Here is a 15,547-nt window from a genome sequence, read left to right as displayed (position 1 = left end):
TATAGTTATGTCAAGTACCGGTGTTGAGAACGACGGTATCGAGCCCTCCGCGCTGCGCACGGAGGCGCGCCGAACGACGCCGGAATTTCTGCTCAGCTCACGGCCGGATAGTCGGGCGCGGAGACGTTGTAGGTGTTCCCCGCCATCGGGAGGATGTGCGAGAGGGCGTCGGCCTTGTCCGCGCCGCGCTCGGCATCACCCCAGATCACCGTGCGCCCCTTCGTCAGATGCAAGGTCAGGTCGGCCGGCGACGACGCCGACACCGACTCGACCTGCGGGCGAAGCCAGCCGGGCAGCCCGCCGATCATCTCCAGCGCGGCGAGCGTGGTCGGATCGCGCGGGCCCGGATCGCTGACGTCGAGCACCGGCAGGTCGCGCAGCGCGACACCGCCGATCGCGGTCTTGCCCATCGCCGCGCGCGACGCGTACGCGACGTACACCACCCCGAGCCGGTCCATCACGCCGAGCCGGCCGTCCGCCTGCTTGATCAGCGCCCGCGGGGTCCGCTCGGTGACCGCGATGTGCAGCGCCGAGGGATAGCTGCGATCCACCCGGACCGCCTCCACCGCCGGGATCCGTGAGACGCGCCGGGCGATCGCCGCGGTGTCGACCTGGAGCAGCGGCTTGCCCATCGGCACCTCGGCGACGGTCAGGACCTCCTGCTGCGGCACCCCGGCCGTGCCGGTCACCTGGACCTCCCGCACCGACATCAGCGGCGAGAAGTAGGCCGCGGCCACCAGACCGCCGAGCACCGCCAGCAGCGCCAGGATGCCGAGTGCCCGCCAGAGCCGACGGCGGCCGGCGCGCCGGAGTTCGGCACGTTCGGCGCGCTGCGGGTCGTGCGTGCGGGCCTGTCTCACGATTCGAGTGCGGCCAGGATCGGCGGCGCCTGCATGGTGATGTCACCGGCGCCGATGGTGAGCACCAGGTCGCCGGGCCGGGCCCGGTCGGCGACCGCCGCGGGCAGGTCGGACACCGAGGCGACGAAGACCGCGGGCACGGTCACCGCGTCGGAGATCAGCCGCCCGGTCACCCCGGGGCGCGGCTCCTCGCGGGCGCCGTACACGTCGGCGACGATCACCTCGTCGGCCAGGCTCAGGGCCTGCGCGAACTCCGGCGCGAACTCCTCGGTCCGCGAGTAGAGGTGCGGCTGGAACAGCGCGATCACCCGGCCGCCGGAGTCGCCGACCACCGAGCGCGCCGCCGTCAGCACCGCCCGGACCTCGGTCGGATGGTGCGCGTAGTCGTCGTACAGGGCGACCCGGCCCGCGGTGCCGCGGAACTCGAAGCGCCGATGCACCCCGCCGAAGCTCTCGATCCCGTCGAGGACCGAGGCGGCCTGTGCCCCGGGATCCACCGACAGGCAGCCGAGCAGCGCGCCGAGCGCGTTGAGGGCCATGTGATCGCCCGGGAGAGTCACTTGCATGCCCCGCTTCACCGGCGTCGGGACCACCGGGCGGGTCAGTTCCACCTCGGCGCTGCTACCGGTGCCGCGCGGGGTGATCGACCGCACCCGTCCGGCGAGCGGCACGCCCGGGGCCAGGTCGGCGTGCCGGCCGGTGCCGTAGCCGATCACCCGGACGCCGGACTGCGCCAGCGCATCCGTCTGCCGCCCGGCCAGCGCCGCCGCGCCGGGATCATCGAGGCAGACCACCAGCGTGCCGCCGGGGCGGATGAGGCCGGTGAAGTCGTCGAAGACCTGGACGTACGCCGCTTCGGTGCCGAAGAAGTCGAGATGGTCGGCCTCGATGTTGGTCACCACCACCACGTCCGGCCGGTATTGCAGCAGCGACCCGTCGCTCTCGTCGGCCTCGGCGACGAAGATCCGGCCGCTGCCGTGGTGCGCGTTGGTCCCCGACTCGTTGAGTTCGCCGCCGATCGCGAACGACGGGTCGGTGCCGCAGTGCTGCAGCGCGACGACCGCCATCGACGTGGTCGAGGTCTTACCGTGGGTTCCGGTGATCAGCAGCGTCCGGTAGCCGTCCATGAGCTGGGCCAGCACCTGCGGCCGGTACAGCACGGGGACGCCGCGGCGGCGGGCTTCCACCAGTTCGATGTTGTCGGCCGGGATCGCGGCCTGGGTGGTGACGACGACCGTGGGGCCGCCGTCGAGCAGGTCGAGGGCCGACGGGTCGTGCCCGATGCGCACCTGCGCGCCGCGCGCCCGCAAGTCGATCAGCGCCCGGCCGTCGCGGCCGTCCGAACCGGACACCTGGCCGCCGCGGGCCAGCAGGATCCGGGCGAGACCGGACATGCCCGCTCCCCCGATGCCGACCATGTGGACGCGGGCGAGTTGCTGCGGCAGCGAGTCGCTCATCGTTCGGCCCGCCCGGTGCGATGCTCGGCGGCCAGCGACAGCGCGGCCGCAGCGACCTTGTCCGCGGCATGGCGGTGTCCGCTGCCGACGCCGGCGGCGGTCATGGCGGCCAGCCGGGCCGGGTCGCCGAGCAGGGCGGGCACCTCGCGGGCCACGTAGTCGGACGTCATCTCGGCGTTGTCGACCAGCAGGGCGGCACCGGCGTCGACGACGGGCAGCGCGTTGAGCCGCTGCTCGCCGTTGCCGTGCGGCAGCGGCACGTAGATCGCGGGCAGACCCGCCGCGGTGACCTCGGCGACCGTCATCGCGCCCGATCGGCAGATCACCAGGTCGGCGGCCGCGTAGGCCAGGTCCATCCGGTCCACATAGGGCACGGCGACGTAAGGCGGCGCCCCGGCGGGCGACTCGGGCGAGACGGTGTTCTTCTTCCCGTGTGCGTGCAGGACGCCGATCCCGGCGGCGCCGAGGGCGCCGGCCGCACCGGCGACGGCCTCGTTGAGCTGCTGCGCACCCTGCGAGCCGCCGAAGACGAGGAGCACCGGCGCCTGCGGGTCCAGGCCGAAGAAGGCCCGCGCCTCGTCTCGCAGGGCGGCGCGGTCGAGGTCGGCGATGGCGCGCCGGACCGGGATACCGACCACCTCGGCGCCGGCCAGACCGGAGCCGGGTACCGCCGCCATCACCTGGTCGGCCAGCCGCTGTCCCACCTTGTTGGCGATGCCCGCACTGGCGTTGGCCTCGTGGATCAGCACCGGAATCCGGCGGCGGCGGGCCGCCCGGCCGCGGGCGGCCAGGTAAGCCGGCAGCGCGACGTAACCGCCGAAACCGACGACGACGTCGGCGTCCACCTCGGCGAGGACCCGGCGGGCGGCACGCACCGACCGGTCGAGCCGGTACGGCGTCTTCAGCAGGTCCATGCCGGGTTTGCGCGGCAGCGGCGCGGGCGGAATCAGCCGCAGGTCGTAGCCGCGCGCCGGGACCAGCGTGGTCTCCAGGCCCTTCGGCGTGCCGAGCGCGGTGACGCGGGCGAGCGGGTCGAGGCGCCGGACGGCATCGGCCACCGCCAGCGCCGGCTCGATGTGTCCCGCGGTGCCCCCGCCGGCGACGACCACCGAAAGGCCAGAATTGCTGCTCACCGGTGCCTGTACTCCGTTCGTCGCGGCGAGCCTGCCGCCCGGTCGCGGGCCGCGGACCGGCGCGGATCCGGCGGAATCCGGGTGCTCGCCTGCCGATCAGGATAGTGGATCTCGTCGCTGCGCTGTGCGGCCGCCCGCGGCGCGCGGCGCCGGTCGTCGAGGGGCGGCAGCGAGGTCCGCGGCGGTGGGACGCGGCCGGCCCGCGAGCGGGAGGCCTGCTGCCGCGGCGCCGACGGCCTGTCCATCGGCGTGCGCGGGGCCGGGGTCCGCAGCGGTGGAGTCCGCAGCGGTGGCGTCCGGAGCGGCGGGGTCCGCGGCGCTGACCGGGCATCGGGACGGCCGCCGCGGTGCGGGGCACGCCGCTGCTCGCGCCGGGGCTCGGGGGCACGCCCGGCGGTCCGGCGCCGGTCGAGCCGGTCGCGGGCGCCGTCGACCACCTGGGCCCGATAGGCGGCCGGCCGGGGCAGCCGCAGCAGCCGGGACAGGCCGCGCTGGCCGGCACCGGACAGCGCGACGACCGCCTCGGGTTCGTGCCGGGCCGCACTCGCCATCAGGCCGAGCATGGTGAGCATGGTCAGCATCGACGTGCCGCCCTGGGACAGCAGCGGCAGCTGGATACCGGTCACCGGCAGCAGTCCGACCACGTAGCCGACGTTGATGAACATCTGCGCGGTGATCAGCACCGTGATGGAGCCGGTGAGCAGCCGCAGGAACGGGTCGGCGGACCGGCGGGCGATCCGCATGCCGACGTACGCCAGCAGCAGGAACAGGCCGACCACGATCAGCCCGCCGATCAGGCCGGTCTCCTCGACGAGGATGGCGAAGATGAAGTCGTTGTGCGCGTTCGGCAGGTAGTTCCACTTCGCGGTGCTCTGCCCGAGACCCACGCCGAAGACGCCGCCGTTGGCGAGTGCGTACTTGGCCTGCATGGCCTGGTAGCCCCCGTCGAGCGGGTCGGCCGAGCCGAGGAAGCTGAACACGCGCGCCGCGCGGTATTCGGCGGTGAACGCGGCGACGGCACCGGCCAGCACGAAGAAGCCCGCGAACCCGGCGAAGACCGGGCCGGGCAGCCCGGCGAACCACAGCAGCGCCGCCGTGATGAGGACGACGATGATCGTCGTCGAGAGATTCGGTTCGAGGATGATCAGCGCGCACATGAACACCACCACCGGGAGCAGCGGGAACAGCAGCTCCTTGCCGGTCGCCCCGGCCGTGCGGCGCGAGGCGAGCAGGTGCGCGCCCCAGATGCAGAGCGCCAGTTTGGCCAGCTCGGACGGCTGGATCGAGACGCCGGCCACCTCGAACCAGCGGCGCGCGCCGTCCACCTTGACGCCCAGGTGCGGCACCAGCACCAGGATCAGCAGCGCCAGGCTGACCAGCAACCCGAAGGTCGCGAACCGGCGGAAGAAGCGGATCGGCAAGCGGAGCACGACGTAGAACAGGATCCAGCCGATGATCGCGAACACGACCTGCATGGCGAACGCGCCGTAGGCCGAGTGACTCTCCGAGTAGCCCTCCACGGACGACGCGGACTGCACCATGATCAGGCCGAACACGGTGAGGATGGCGGCCAGCCCGACCACCAGGTGGAACGACGTCAGCGGGCGCGCCATCAGGGTGCGGATGCCCTCGCGGGCGGTGGAGATCCAGGTCCGCAGGTCGACGGTGGGCAGACCGAAGGTCAGCGGGCGCGCGGCGGACCGCCGCGGCGCGCGGCCCGGCCGGCGGCGCGCGGACGCCGCCGCGGCGCGGCGCCGCGGACGAACGTCGTCACCCGCGGGTTCGGTGTCGTCGCCCGCGGCGGCGTCCTCCCGAGCGTCGTCCGCTCCGGCGCCGTCCTCCCGGACGTCGTCGGCCGGGGCCGCGTCGGGCACGTCCGTGTCGTCGATGGGCGCGTGGTCGGCGGGTGCGTGGTCGACGGCCTCGTCGTCGATCGCCGCCTCGTCGGCGACGGTGTCCTCGATCCCGGCGTCCGCGTCGTCGCGCTGCGAGCCTGGGCCCGGCATGTCAGCGCTCCGCGACGGCGCCGGCCAGCCTCGTGGCGGCGGCGGCGAAACTGTCGCCGCGGGCACCGTAGGAGGCGAACATGTCCAGCGACGCGGCGGCCGGGGCCAGCAGCACCGCACGGGTGTCCGGCGCGTCCTGGGCCAGCGCCCAGGCCTGGCCGACGGCCTGCGCCATCACGGCGTCGGCGTCGCTGAGGTCCGGCCGCCCGGCAGCGAGAGCGCCGTCCGCGGGAGCCGTCACGTCGGGACCGGCGATGCGTTGAAGAGTCACCCCGCCATCGTCTCCTGTGAACACTGTGACTACTGGGACCTGTGGGGCGTGTCGCGCGATCGCGTCGACAATCACCTGCCGATCGCGGCCGATCGCGACCACTCCGGTGAGCCGTCCGGCGCAGGTGCGCACCAGGTCGTCGACCGGCGCCCCCTTGAGCAGACCGCCCGCGATCAGGACCACCCGGTCGTGCCCGACGATCGCGGCCTGCGCCGCGTGCGGGTTGGTGGCCTTGGAGTCGTCGATGAAGTCGACCTCACCGATCCGGGCCACCACCTGCCCGCGATGCGCGGCCGGCGAGAACGTCGCGAGTCCGCGGGCGACGGCCGCCGTGGACACCCCGATGGCCCGGGTCAGCGCCGCCGCGGCGAGCGCGTCGGCCATCCCGGAGGGTCCGGCCGGGCGCACCCGGTCGGCCGGCAGCAGTTCGGCGGGCGCCCGGGTGATCGGCCGCGGGCCGCCGGCATCGTCGAAGGCCGCGTCGACCAGCATCCCGTGCTGGCGACCGAGCTGCCCGGGGCCGGGCGCGGCGAGGGTGAAACCGACCCGCCTGCTCCCCGCCGGTGTGGCGAGTGCCCCGGCCACCGGATCGTCCAGGCCGACCACCGCGACGTCCCCGAGAAGCACCTGCGCCTTGGCGTCGCGGTACGCCTCGAAGGAGCCGTGCCAGTCGAGGTGGTCGTCGGCGATGTTGAGCACCACTCCGGCCCGCGGACGCACCGACGGCGCCCAGTGCAGCTGGAAGGACGAGAGCTCCACGGCCAGCACCTCGGCCCGCGGCTCAGCAGACAGCGCGTCGAGCACGGTGAGACCGATGTTCCCGCAGGCCAGCGCACTGATTCCGGCGGCCCGCAGGATGGACTCGGTCATCGCCGTGGTGGTGGTCTTCCCGTTGGTGCCGGTGATCACCAGCCAGGTGCGGGGCGCGCCGGTCAGACCGGCACGGTCCAGCCGCCAGGCCAGCTCCACGTCGCCCCACACTCCGATCCCGGCGGCCTGGGCCGCGAGCAGGAAGGGGTTCGTCGGGTTGAAGCCGGGCGAGGTGACCACCAGGTCGACGCCGGAGAAGGCCCCAGCCCCGGTCAGATAGCGCTCCGGCGCGTGCTCGGCGTCCGACTCGGCGCCGGCGAACCGGCGGTCGACGACGACGGCCGAGGCGCCCAGCCCGGTCACGGCGCGCACCACCGCGGCCCCGGTGGTCCCGGCGCCGGCGACGAGGATGCGGGCACCGCTCAGGTCGAGCGGATCGGTCGAGAATCCCACGATCAGCCCGACACCCATTCGCCGTAGAAGAGTCCCAGGCCGAGCGCGCACGAGATGGCGGTGAGCAGCCAGAACCGGATGATCACCGTGGTCTGGTCCCACCCGCCGAGCTCGAAGTGGTGGTGGAAGGGCGCCATCCGGAAGGGCCGCTTGCCGGTGGTCCGGAACGACGCGACCTGGATCATCACCGATACGATCTCGGCGACGAAGAGCGCGCCGATCACGATCATCAGCAGCTCGGTGTGGGTGGTCATCGACAGACCGGCGACGACGCCGCCGAGGGCCAGCGAGCCGGTGTCGCCCATGAAGATCTTGGCCGGGGCCGCGTTCCACCAGAGGAAGCCGAGGCAGGCCGCCGCCGCGACCATCGCGACGAGCGCCAGGTCGTGCGGGTCGCGGACGTTGTAGCAGGTGGCGAGCTGATCGCTCTTGTCCACGATGTCGCAGGCATGCTGTTCCTGCCAGATGGTGATCAGCACATAGGTGCCCATCACCATGGCCGTCGACCCGGCGGCGAGGCCGTCGAGGCCGTCGGTGAAGTTGACCGCGTTGGACCAGGCGTACACCACCAGCCAGCAGAAGATGACGAAGCCGACGCCGGTCAGCGTGATGGCCTCGATGTCGCGCACGTACGACAGGTGGTCGTTGGCCGGGGTCCGCCCGCGATCGTTGCGGAACTGCAGGAGCAGGACGCCGAAGACCACCGCGACCACCAGCTGGCCGATGGTCTTCTGCGTCTTGTTCAGGCCCAGGTTGCGATGCTTGGCGAGTTTGATGAAGTCGTCGAGGAAGCCGACGAAGCCCAGGCCGGTGGCGAGCCCGAGGACCAGCAGGCCGGAGGCGGTCGGCCCGCCGTCGCCCATCGCCCAGCTGTACACGTACGAGCCCAGGTACCCGGCCCACATCGCGAGGATGATCGCCAGGCCGCCCATCGACGGGGTGCCGGCCTTGGCCTGATGGCTGGCCGGGCCGTCCTGGCGGATCTCCTGACCCCAGGCCCGCCGCGAGAACTCCCGGATCAGTACCGGCGTCAGCAGAATCGCCACGGCCAGCGCGATCGCCCCCGCGATCAGGATCTGAGTCATGCCGAGTGTCCTTCGTCATCGACCGCCGCCGTGTGCGAGGGCCGGTTGAAAACCCTAGCGCGCACCCGTCCTACCGACGGGTATCGACCTGGGTGATTGTGGCCGGTGTGACACGGGTGAGGTGTCATGAGGTCCGTACCCGCACGTCGAGGGCGGGGTCGGCCTCCCACAGGGAAAGCAGCGACCGGCGCAGGTCCGGTCCGCCGCACACCAGCACGATGTCGCCGGCCCGCGGGGCGCCCGCGGTGCCCGCCGCCTCGGTCAGCTGCGCGACGAGCTCGTCGACGGTGGCCGCGAACCCGGCCTCGTCGCCCCACGAGCCCTCCATGATGGCGCCCTGGTACAGCGCCCGGACGGCGCGCGAGCCGCCGACGGCGACCGTCTGGTCGACGGCCAGGCGCACGGCTTGGCGGCCGAGCAGGTCGTAGGCGAGGCAGCGCGCGTTCTCGTCGTCGACGGGCGCGTCGTCACCGGCGGCGAGTTCACCGAAGATCGCCCAGGTGCGACGATGGGCGGCCTCGTCGTCACCGGACTCCCGGTGCGCGCTGCCGACCCCGCTGTCGGCGGCCTCGGCGACCAGCTCGCGCAGCGCGCTGCGTGCCGTATCCACGGTCACCGGCTCGGCCGGCAGGTGCACGGCCAGCACCTGGTCGCCGGCTGCGCGCTGGTCCAGCGCGTCGGCGAGCACCCGGCGGTCGTCGAAGGGGTACTTGTGCCCGGCGATCTCCTGGCCGGTCTCGTGTCCTTTGCCCGCGATCAGCACGGTGTCGCCGGTGGCGGCCCAGGCCACGGCCTCGGCGATCGCCGCCGCCCGGTCACCGGTCTCCCGGATCTGCGCCGCACGACGTTCCGCGGGCGGCACGGCGCGCGCCCCGGCGGCCACCGCGGCCCGGATCGCGGCCGGGTCCTCGCTGCGCGGGTTGTCGTCGGTGACGATCACCAGGTCCGCGCCGCGCGCGGCGGCGGCGCCCATCAGCGGGCGTTTCTCGGTGTCTCGGTCGCCACCCGCGCCCAGCACCACGGCGATCCGCCCGGGAGTCTGCGCGGCGAGCGTCGCCAGCACCGCCTCGACGGCCGCCGGCTTGTGCGCGTAGTCGACGACGGCGAGGAAGTCCTGCCCGCGATCCACCTTCTCCAGCCGGCCGGGAACCGCGACCTGCGCCAGACCGCCGATCGCGGTCGGCACCGGCACCCCGGCGGCGTCCGCCAGCGCGACCGCCAGCAGCGCGTTGGCGATGTTGTAGGCACCCGGCAGCGGCACCGTCATGACATGCTCGGCGCCGCCCGGTGCGGCCACCACGACGGTCTGCGAGCCGGCGTCGGCGGTCACCTCACCGGCCACCGACCACGACGCGTCACCGGCCGGGCCGGTGGTGGCGACCGTGGCGACCCGCTCCGCGCTCTCCCGCGCGAGCCCGGCCATCCGCTCACCCGCGGCATCGTCGACGCAGATCACCGCGACGGCGGCGCGCACCGGCGAGTCACCGGCGAACAGCCGCGCCTTGGCGTCGAAGTACTCGTCCATGGTCCGGTGGAAGTCCAGGTGATCCTGGGACAGGTTGGTGAAACCGCCGACCGCGAAGCACGAGCCGTCCACCCGGCCCAGCGACAGGGCGTGGCTGGACACCTCCATCACCACCGCGTCGACGCCGCGCTCGGCCATCACGGCGAACAGCCGCTGCAGGTCGGGGGCCTCGGGGGTGGTCAGTGAACTCGGCTCCGGAACCCCGTCGATGCGGGTCTCGACGGTCCCGATCAGCCCCACCCGGTGTCCGGCGGCCCGCAGCGCCGCCTCGGTCAGATACGACGTCGTCGTCTTCCCGGAGGTGCCGGTGACGCCGATCAGCGTGAACTTCCGCGAGGGGTCGCCGTAGACGCGGGCCGAGATCACGCCGAGTACCGCGCGCGGATCGTCGTGCACCAGGACCGGAACACCGGCCGTGGCCTCGGCGGCGCGGAGCAGCGTCAGCCCGGCCGGATCGGTGAGCACCGCGATGGCACCGGCCGCGACGGCGTCCGCGGCGTACTGCGCACCGTGGGCCCGGCTGCCGGGGAGCGCTGCGAACAGATCGCCGGGGGCGGCGTGCTGCGCGCGCAGCGTGGCCCCGAGCACACGCCGATTGTCGCCGACCAGTTCGGCACCCGACACACCGGCCAATTCGGTCAGGTCCGCGCCGACCGGCCGCTCCGGGCGCACCATCGCCCGCTGCGCGTTCTCCGCCACCTGCTGCTCACACCCTTACCGTCGTCACGCCCGGATCGCCGTCTTGACGCCGATCACTCCGATTGTCGTCCCCGGGGAGAAGCCTATGCTTCCAGCCGGAGCCGCGGTGCCCTGGTCGTCGAGTAAGGCACCTTTTCGTGCTGCAGCAGCCATCCACCGATGGTGCTGAACAGCGGCGCCGCCGACTGGCCGCCGCTGCCGTCCGAGCTGCGCACCGGGTTGTCGAGCATGATGCCGATCACGTAGCGCGGGTCGTCGGCGGGGGCGATCCCGGCGAAGGTGATGTTGTAGCTCGACTTGGAGTAGCAGTTGCACGACGGGTCCACCTGCTGGGCGGTACCGGTCTTACCGGAGGTCTGGTAGCCGGCGATGGCGCCCTTGGCGCCGGTGCCGTTCTGGACGCCCATCGGATCGTCCTGCATCACCGCGCGGAACATGTTGCGGACCGTCTTCGCGGTCTCCGGGCTCACCACCCGCACCGGCTCGGGCTTGCTGAACCCGGCCCCGCGCTCCCCGTCGGCCGGGACCAGGATGCGTGGCGGCACGCGCACGCCGTTGTTCGCGATCGCCTGGTACATCGAGGTCATCTGCAGGAGCGTCATCGACAGGCCCTGGCCGATCGGCAGGTTGGCGAACGAGCCGCCCGACCACTGGCTGAGGGCGGGCACGTCGCCGGCCGATTCGGCGGGCAGGCCCACACCGGTGCGCTGGCCGAGACCATAGGCGTCGAGCATGTCGGCGAAGCGCTTCTCCCCCACCCGCTGCGCCAGCATCAGGGTGCCGACGTTCGACGACTTCCCGAAGATCCCGGTGGTGGTGTACGGCGTCACCCCGTGCACCCACGCGTCGTTGACGGTGATCCCGGCCATCCGGATGGAGCCGGGCACCTGGTGCACCTCGTCCGGGGTGGTGAGGCCGTATTCGATGGCCGCCGAGGCCACCACCAGCTTGTTCACCGAGCCGGGCTCGAACGGCGAGGTGACCGACCGGTTGCCCAGGTCGGCGCCGCTCTGTTCGCTGAGCGGGCGCGAGGCGTTGAAGGTGTCGTCGTTGGCCATGGCCAGCACCTCGCCGGTACGCGCGTCGAGCACCACCGCGGAAGCGCTCTTGGCGCCGGAGTTCTTCTTCGCCGCGTTGACCTGCGCCTGCACGAACCACTGCACGTCGGAGTCGAGCGTGAGCCGGACCGTCTTGCCGTCGATGGCCGGATGGACGTTGCGCTTGCTGCCCGGGATCACCGCGCCGTCGGAACCGCGGTCGATGGTCTCGGTGCCGTTCATCCCGGCCAGGATCGGATCGAGCGACGACTCCAGCCCGATCAGGCCGTTGCCGTCGAAGTTGACGTCGCCGACCACGTTGGCGCCCAGCGAGCCGCCCGGGTAGACGCGGATCGACTGCGGGTCCGCCCCCACCTCGGGGAAGTCGGTGGTGATGCGGTTGGCGGTCTCCGGGCTGACCGAGCGGGCCAGGTAGACGAACTGATCGTTGGAGGTGAGCTTGGCCAGCAGGTCGTCGGACGAGATGGATCCGCCGAGGTCGGTGGAGACCCCGTCGGCGATCTGCCGCAGCCGGGTGTTCACGTCGGGCAGCTGCGGATTCTTCTTGTGCTCGGCGTCGATCGACTTGCGGACGGCCTGCGGCAGGAAGGTCAGTGCCCGGGCCTCGCCGGTGTACGCGAGCGGGCGGCCGTTGCGGTCGACGATCGCGCCGCGCTTGGCGTAGAGGGTGACGACGTCCTCGCGCTGCTGCGCCGCCTTCGCGGACAGTTCGGGCGCATCGATGACGTTGAGGTAGACCAGCCGGCCGCCGACCGCGAACGCGAGCACCAGCGCGAAGATGCCGAGCAGACGCTGACGCCCGATGAAGCGGCGGGTCGGCGCATCGGCGTCACGCCGGGTGTCCGGGGCCGGGGGGTGAGGGGAGCTCATGATCGTTCCATCCTCTCCCTGGTCAGCGTTGCGGTGGGTTATTGCGGCTCGGCGTGGCGCCGCGCGGCAGAACATTCGGGGCCGGGATCTGGCCCTGATCGTCGGTGGCCGACGATGTCGTGGCGGCCGGCGGCTGCGAACCGGTGGACGGGGTCGCGGCCGGGGCGGGGGTCGTGGTCGACGGCGAGGCCGAGGGTGCCGCCGACGGGGCCGGCTGCCCACCGAGGCCACCGGAGTCGTCGACCTTGCCCGGATCGATCTGCGACACCGGGTCCGGGGCGGGGTTCAGCGAACCGAGGCGCTTCCCCTCGGCAGGGGTGAGCTCGCCCTTCAGGCGCGCCTTGCCGTCCGGCCCGACCACCAGGTGGGCGGAGTCGGCGGCCGGCACCATGCCGAGCTTCTGCGCCTTGTCGGCCAGTTCGGGCGCCGAGTCCCCGGCGTCGACGGTGCGCTTGAGACCGTCGCGCTGGTCCTGCAGCGCCGAATTCTGGTTCCGGACGGTGGTGAGCGCGTAGGAGTCCTGCGCGGATCTGGTCGTCAGGAACAGCGTGAGTCCGAGCGCGCCGACCACCAGCAGGACGATCGGAATGATGAACGGGATGTCGGCCAGGCCGGACAGCACGCCGGAGGGCCCCCGCGCACCCGGCCCGGCCGCCGGCGCCTCCGCGCGGCGCGGACGGCGCACACGGGGCGACGCCGGGACGGTCTCGGCCGTACCGGCGCGCGCCCGCGGGGTCCGGGCGGCTGGACTCGCCGTCGCCCGGGACGTGGAGGTCCCGGGCGACGAGGTCCGGGGCGTGCGGCTCGCGGCGGTGCGCTCACGGCGGCGGCGAGCGGCCCCGGGACGCGTGGTCGATCGGTCGTCGAGAAGTGTCACCGCCGATTCCTCTCTTCGGGTGCGGGGGCGATTCGTTCGATGGCGCGCACCCGGACCGGGGCGCTTCGGGGGTTGTCCCGGCGCTGCTGCTCATCCGCCTGTTCGGCGCCCCGGGTGACCAGAGCGAACTGGGCCGATGTGCCGGGCAGGTCGACGGGGAGGCCGGCCGGGGTGGTGTTGCGCACCGCCTGGGCGAAGTCCCGCTTGACGATCCGGTCCTCCAGCGACTGGTAGCTCATCACGGCCAGCCGGCCACCGACCGCGAGCAGCGCGAGCGACGCCGGGACGACGGCCCGCAGCGAGTCCAGTTCGCGGTTGACCTCGATGCGCAGCGCTTGGAAGGTCCGCTTGGCCGGGTGCCCGCCGGTACGGCGGGTCGCGGCCGGAATCGTCGCGTACAGCAGTTCCACCAGCCGTCCGCTGGTCGTGAACGGCTCGATCTCGCGTTCCCGGAGGACCGCCGAGGCGATCTTCCCGGCGAACCGCTCCTCGCCGTATTCGCTGAGGACCCGCGCCAGGGCACCGTGGTCGTAGGTGTTGAGGATGTCGGCGGCGGTCAGCTCGTCGCCGGGGTTCATCCGCATGTCGAGCGGCGCGTCGATGGCGTAGGCGAAGCCGCGGTCGGCCTGGTCGAGCTGCATGGACGAGACGCCCAGGTCCAGCAGGATCCCGTCGACCTGCGCCAGACCCGCATCGCGGGCGACGTCGGCGATCTCGTCGTATCGGGCGTGATGGAACACGGCGCGATCACCGAACGGTGCGAGTCGTTCGCGGGCGATCTCGAGCGCGTTCTCGTCCCGGTCGATGCCGTGGACGGTGAGTCCGGGGAGCCGGGTGAGGAAGAGTTCGGTGTGTCCGCCGGCACCCAGGGTGCCGTCGATCAGGACCGCGCCGGTGCCGTCGTCGTGCACGCGGGTGAGCGCCGGGGTCAGCAGTTCGACCATGCGGTCGGCCATCACGGGGACGTGGCCGTGCTCGCCCGGGGACGGGGAGTCGGCCGGGGCGCCGGATACGATCATCGCCTCTCCCCTGTCTCGGTGGTGGTCAAGACGGTGGAGAAATGGAACGGCGGTGAGGCGGGGTCCCCGCCCGAGTCGCACCTGGCGTTGGGGAAGTACGTCAGGGTCGGCCGGGCCGAGGCCTCGCCTCACCGCAGCGGTCCATTTCTTCACTTGTCTTAGAGGATCGCGTCCAGCGCGGCGGAGCCGCCGGCCGCGAAGGCCTCCTCGTGTGCAGCCTGGTAGGCGTCCCATGCGGCCGCATCCCAGATCTCCAGGTGGTCGAACTGCCCGGTGACCACGCAGTCTTTCTGCAGGCCGGCCCATGCGCGAAGCCCCGCCGACAGGTTGACCCGGCCCTGGCCGTCGAGACTCTGCTCGTCGGCGTTGGCCATCATCAGCCGGACGTACGCGCGGGCTTCCGGATCGTTGCGCGACGCCTGGTTCGCCCGCTGGGCGATGGCGCCGAACTCCTCGGCCGGATACACCGCCAGGCTGTGATCGAGGGCTTTGGTGACCACGACCCCTCCTGACAAGGCGTTCCGGAACTTCGCGGGCAGTGTGAGCCGCCCTTTGTCGTCGAGCTTGGGCGAGTAGGTGCCGATGAAGCCAGCCACATCGCCACCTCCTGCCCGGGTATCGGTGAGGAGATTCCGGGTTCCCCCTCATCGACATCCACCACATTACCCCACTTTCCACCACTTTCCACCCCCTGCGCCCCACTCGCACACCACCGAGCATTGTTTACGCAGGTCATGGCGTCTTACATGAAGGAGATTCTCAGGAAAGGCCAGTGGCGTCCGGCGCGTCTCAACGGATGCCAACGAGGCTGAACAGCACAAAAGTGGCAGGTGGGACTCATCTAAGGAACTCAGTGGGGCGAAGTGGGTGATCGGGGTGGGGCGAAGTGGGTGGTCGTGGTGGAGCGCTCACGAACGCGTGCCACCGGTCCCGGCGGCACGACGAAAAAAGCGGGGCCGCGGTCTCCGTGGAGACTGCGGCCCCGCTTCTGCGGAACTCTTCTCAGGCGGTCAGTGACCGTCCTGGTGGAAGCGCCGGTTGAACCGGTCTTCCATGCGGGAACTCAGCGAACCCTTCGAGCCGTTCTTCGACGACTTGCCGGAACCGTCCGCGGACGCCGAACCGCCACGCGGACCGAGCACCAGGATCAGCCCGCCGCCGAACATCACGAAGAATCCGACCAGGCTCAGGATCGGGAAGTCGCCGATCCGGACGCGCACCATGATGCCGCCCACCAGCAGCACCAGACCGAGCAGCAGGAGGAGGACCGCCTGCCACTGGCGGCGCGCGGAAGGACGACCGACCCGCTGCTTACTGACGTTCGAGACGAACTTCGGGTCCTCGGCGTACAGCGCGCTCTCGATCTCATCGAGCATCCGCTGCTCATGCTCTGAAAGCGGCACCGCGCCCTCCCTTACTCCGTC

At 72.3% G+C, this 15,547-nt stretch carries 12 protein-coding genes; all 12 read right to left on the bottom strand.

From position 1 onward, the window contains the following. Window positions 1–92: 92 nt before the first annotated feature. Window positions 93–860 (bottom strand): cell division protein FtsQ/DivIB, encoded by a 768-nt coding sequence (locus ACSEEN_RS05790; RefSeq protein WP_247864027.1) that lies wholly within the window; start codon window positions 858–860, stop codon window positions 93–95. After that, complete coding sequence (murC, locus tag ACSEEN_RS05785) at window positions 857–2,317, bottom strand: UDP-N-acetylmuramate--L-alanine ligase (RefSeq protein ID WP_440712612.1); 1,461 nt, start codon at window positions 2,315–2,317, stop codon at window positions 857–859. Before murC ends, ACSEEN_RS05790 begins: the two co-directional genes overlap by 4 nt. Next, on the bottom strand, window positions 2,314–3,450 hold the full coding sequence (gene murG / locus ACSEEN_RS05780) for an undecaprenyldiphospho-muramoylpentapeptide beta-N-acetylglucosaminyltransferase (RefSeq protein WP_440712611.1): 1,137 nt from the start codon (window positions 3,448–3,450) through the stop codon (window positions 2,314–2,316). The genes murC and murG overlap by 4 nt, the downstream gene beginning before the upstream one ends. After that, entirely contained in the window at window positions 3,447–5,456 is a 2,010-nt protein-coding gene (gene ftsW, locus ACSEEN_RS05775) for a putative lipid II flippase FtsW (RefSeq protein ID WP_440712610.1), read from the bottom strand. The genes murG and ftsW overlap by 4 nt, the downstream gene beginning before the upstream one ends. A gap of 1 nt (window position 5,457) precedes the next feature. Continuing rightward, window positions 5,458–7,008, bottom strand: a complete 1,551-nt coding sequence (murD, locus tag ACSEEN_RS05770) for a UDP-N-acetylmuramoyl-L-alanine--D-glutamate ligase (RefSeq protein WP_440712609.1) — start codon at window positions 7,006–7,008, stop codon at window positions 5,458–5,460. After that, window positions 6,993–8,075, bottom strand: coding sequence for a phospho-N-acetylmuramoyl-pentapeptide-transferase (gene mraY, locus ACSEEN_RS05765; RefSeq protein ID WP_247864032.1), 1,083 nt, complete (start codon window positions 8,073–8,075; stop codon window positions 6,993–6,995). The genes murD and mraY overlap by 16 nt, the downstream gene beginning before the upstream one ends. A 124-nt stretch (window positions 8,076–8,199) precedes the next feature. Beyond that, complete coding sequence (locus tag ACSEEN_RS05760) at window positions 8,200–10,275, bottom strand: UDP-N-acetylmuramoyl-L-alanyl-D-glutamate--2,6-diaminopimelate ligase (protein WP_440712673.1); 2,076 nt, start codon at window positions 10,273–10,275, stop codon at window positions 8,200–8,202. 107 nt (window positions 10,276–10,382) lie between these two features. Next, a complete protein-coding gene (locus ACSEEN_RS05755; protein ID WP_440712608.1) occupies window positions 10,383–12,227 on the bottom strand; it encodes a peptidoglycan D,D-transpeptidase FtsI family protein in 1,845 nt (614 codons plus the stop codon). A 22-nt stretch (window positions 12,228–12,249) separates the two neighbouring features. Further along, window positions 12,250–13,104, bottom strand: a complete 855-nt coding sequence (gene ftsL / locus ACSEEN_RS05750) for a cell division protein FtsL (RefSeq protein WP_440712607.1) — start codon at window positions 13,102–13,104, stop codon at window positions 12,250–12,252. After that, entirely contained in the window at window positions 13,101–14,123 is a 1,023-nt protein-coding gene (gene rsmH / locus ACSEEN_RS05745) for a 16S rRNA (cytosine(1402)-N(4))-methyltransferase RsmH (RefSeq protein WP_440712606.1), read from the bottom strand. Before rsmH ends, ftsL begins: the two co-directional genes overlap by 4 nt. Before the next feature lie 158 nt (window positions 14,124–14,281). Then, a complete protein-coding gene (mraZ, locus tag ACSEEN_RS05740) occupies window positions 14,282–14,719 on the bottom strand; it encodes a division/cell wall cluster transcriptional repressor MraZ (RefSeq protein ID WP_247864037.1) in 438 nt (145 codons plus the stop codon). A gap of 414 nt (window positions 14,720–15,133) precedes the next feature. After that, window positions 15,134–15,526 (bottom strand): SCO2097 family morphological protein, encoded by a 393-nt coding sequence (locus ACSEEN_RS05735; RefSeq protein ID WP_247864038.1) that lies wholly within the window; start codon window positions 15,524–15,526, stop codon window positions 15,134–15,136. Between the last annotated feature and the right edge of the window lie 21 nt (window positions 15,527–15,547).

This window comes from Gordonia marina, assembly GCF_052036135.1.
Taxonomy (GTDB): Bacteria; Actinomycetota; Actinomycetes; order Mycobacteriales; family Mycobacteriaceae; genus Gordonia.
This window is presented reverse-complemented; position numbering and strand designations above follow the sequence as displayed.

What these genes read in the sequence shown, in the direction of transcription:
- murC (WP_440712612.1), bottom strand. Translation starts at nt 2,317, where the DNA reads ATGAGCGACTCGCTGCCGCAGCAACTCGCCCGCGTCCACATGGTCGGC.
- ftsW (WP_440712610.1), bottom strand. Translation starts at nt 5,456, where the DNA reads ATGCCGGGCCCAGGCTCGCAGCGCGACGACGCGGACGCCGGGATCGAG.
- murD (WP_440712609.1), bottom strand. Translation starts at nt 7,008, where the DNA reads ATGGGTGTCGGGCTGATCGTGGGATTCTCGACCGATCCGCTCGACCTG.
- mraY (WP_247864032.1), bottom strand. Translation starts at nt 8,075, where the DNA reads ATGACTCAGATCCTGATCGCGGGGGCGATCGCGCTGGCCGTGGCGATT.
- ACSEEN_RS05760 (WP_440712673.1), bottom strand. Translation starts at nt 10,275, where the DNA reads ATGGTGCGCCCGGAGCGGCCGGTCGGCGCGGACCTGACCGAATTGGCC.
- ACSEEN_RS05755 (WP_440712608.1), bottom strand. Translation starts at nt 12,227, where the DNA reads ATGAGCTCCCCTCACCCCCCGGCCCCGGACACCCGGCGTGACGCCGAT.
- rsmH (WP_440712606.1), bottom strand. Translation starts at nt 14,123, where the DNA reads ATGATCGTATCCGGCGCCCCGGCCGACTCCCCGTCCCCGGGCGAGCAC.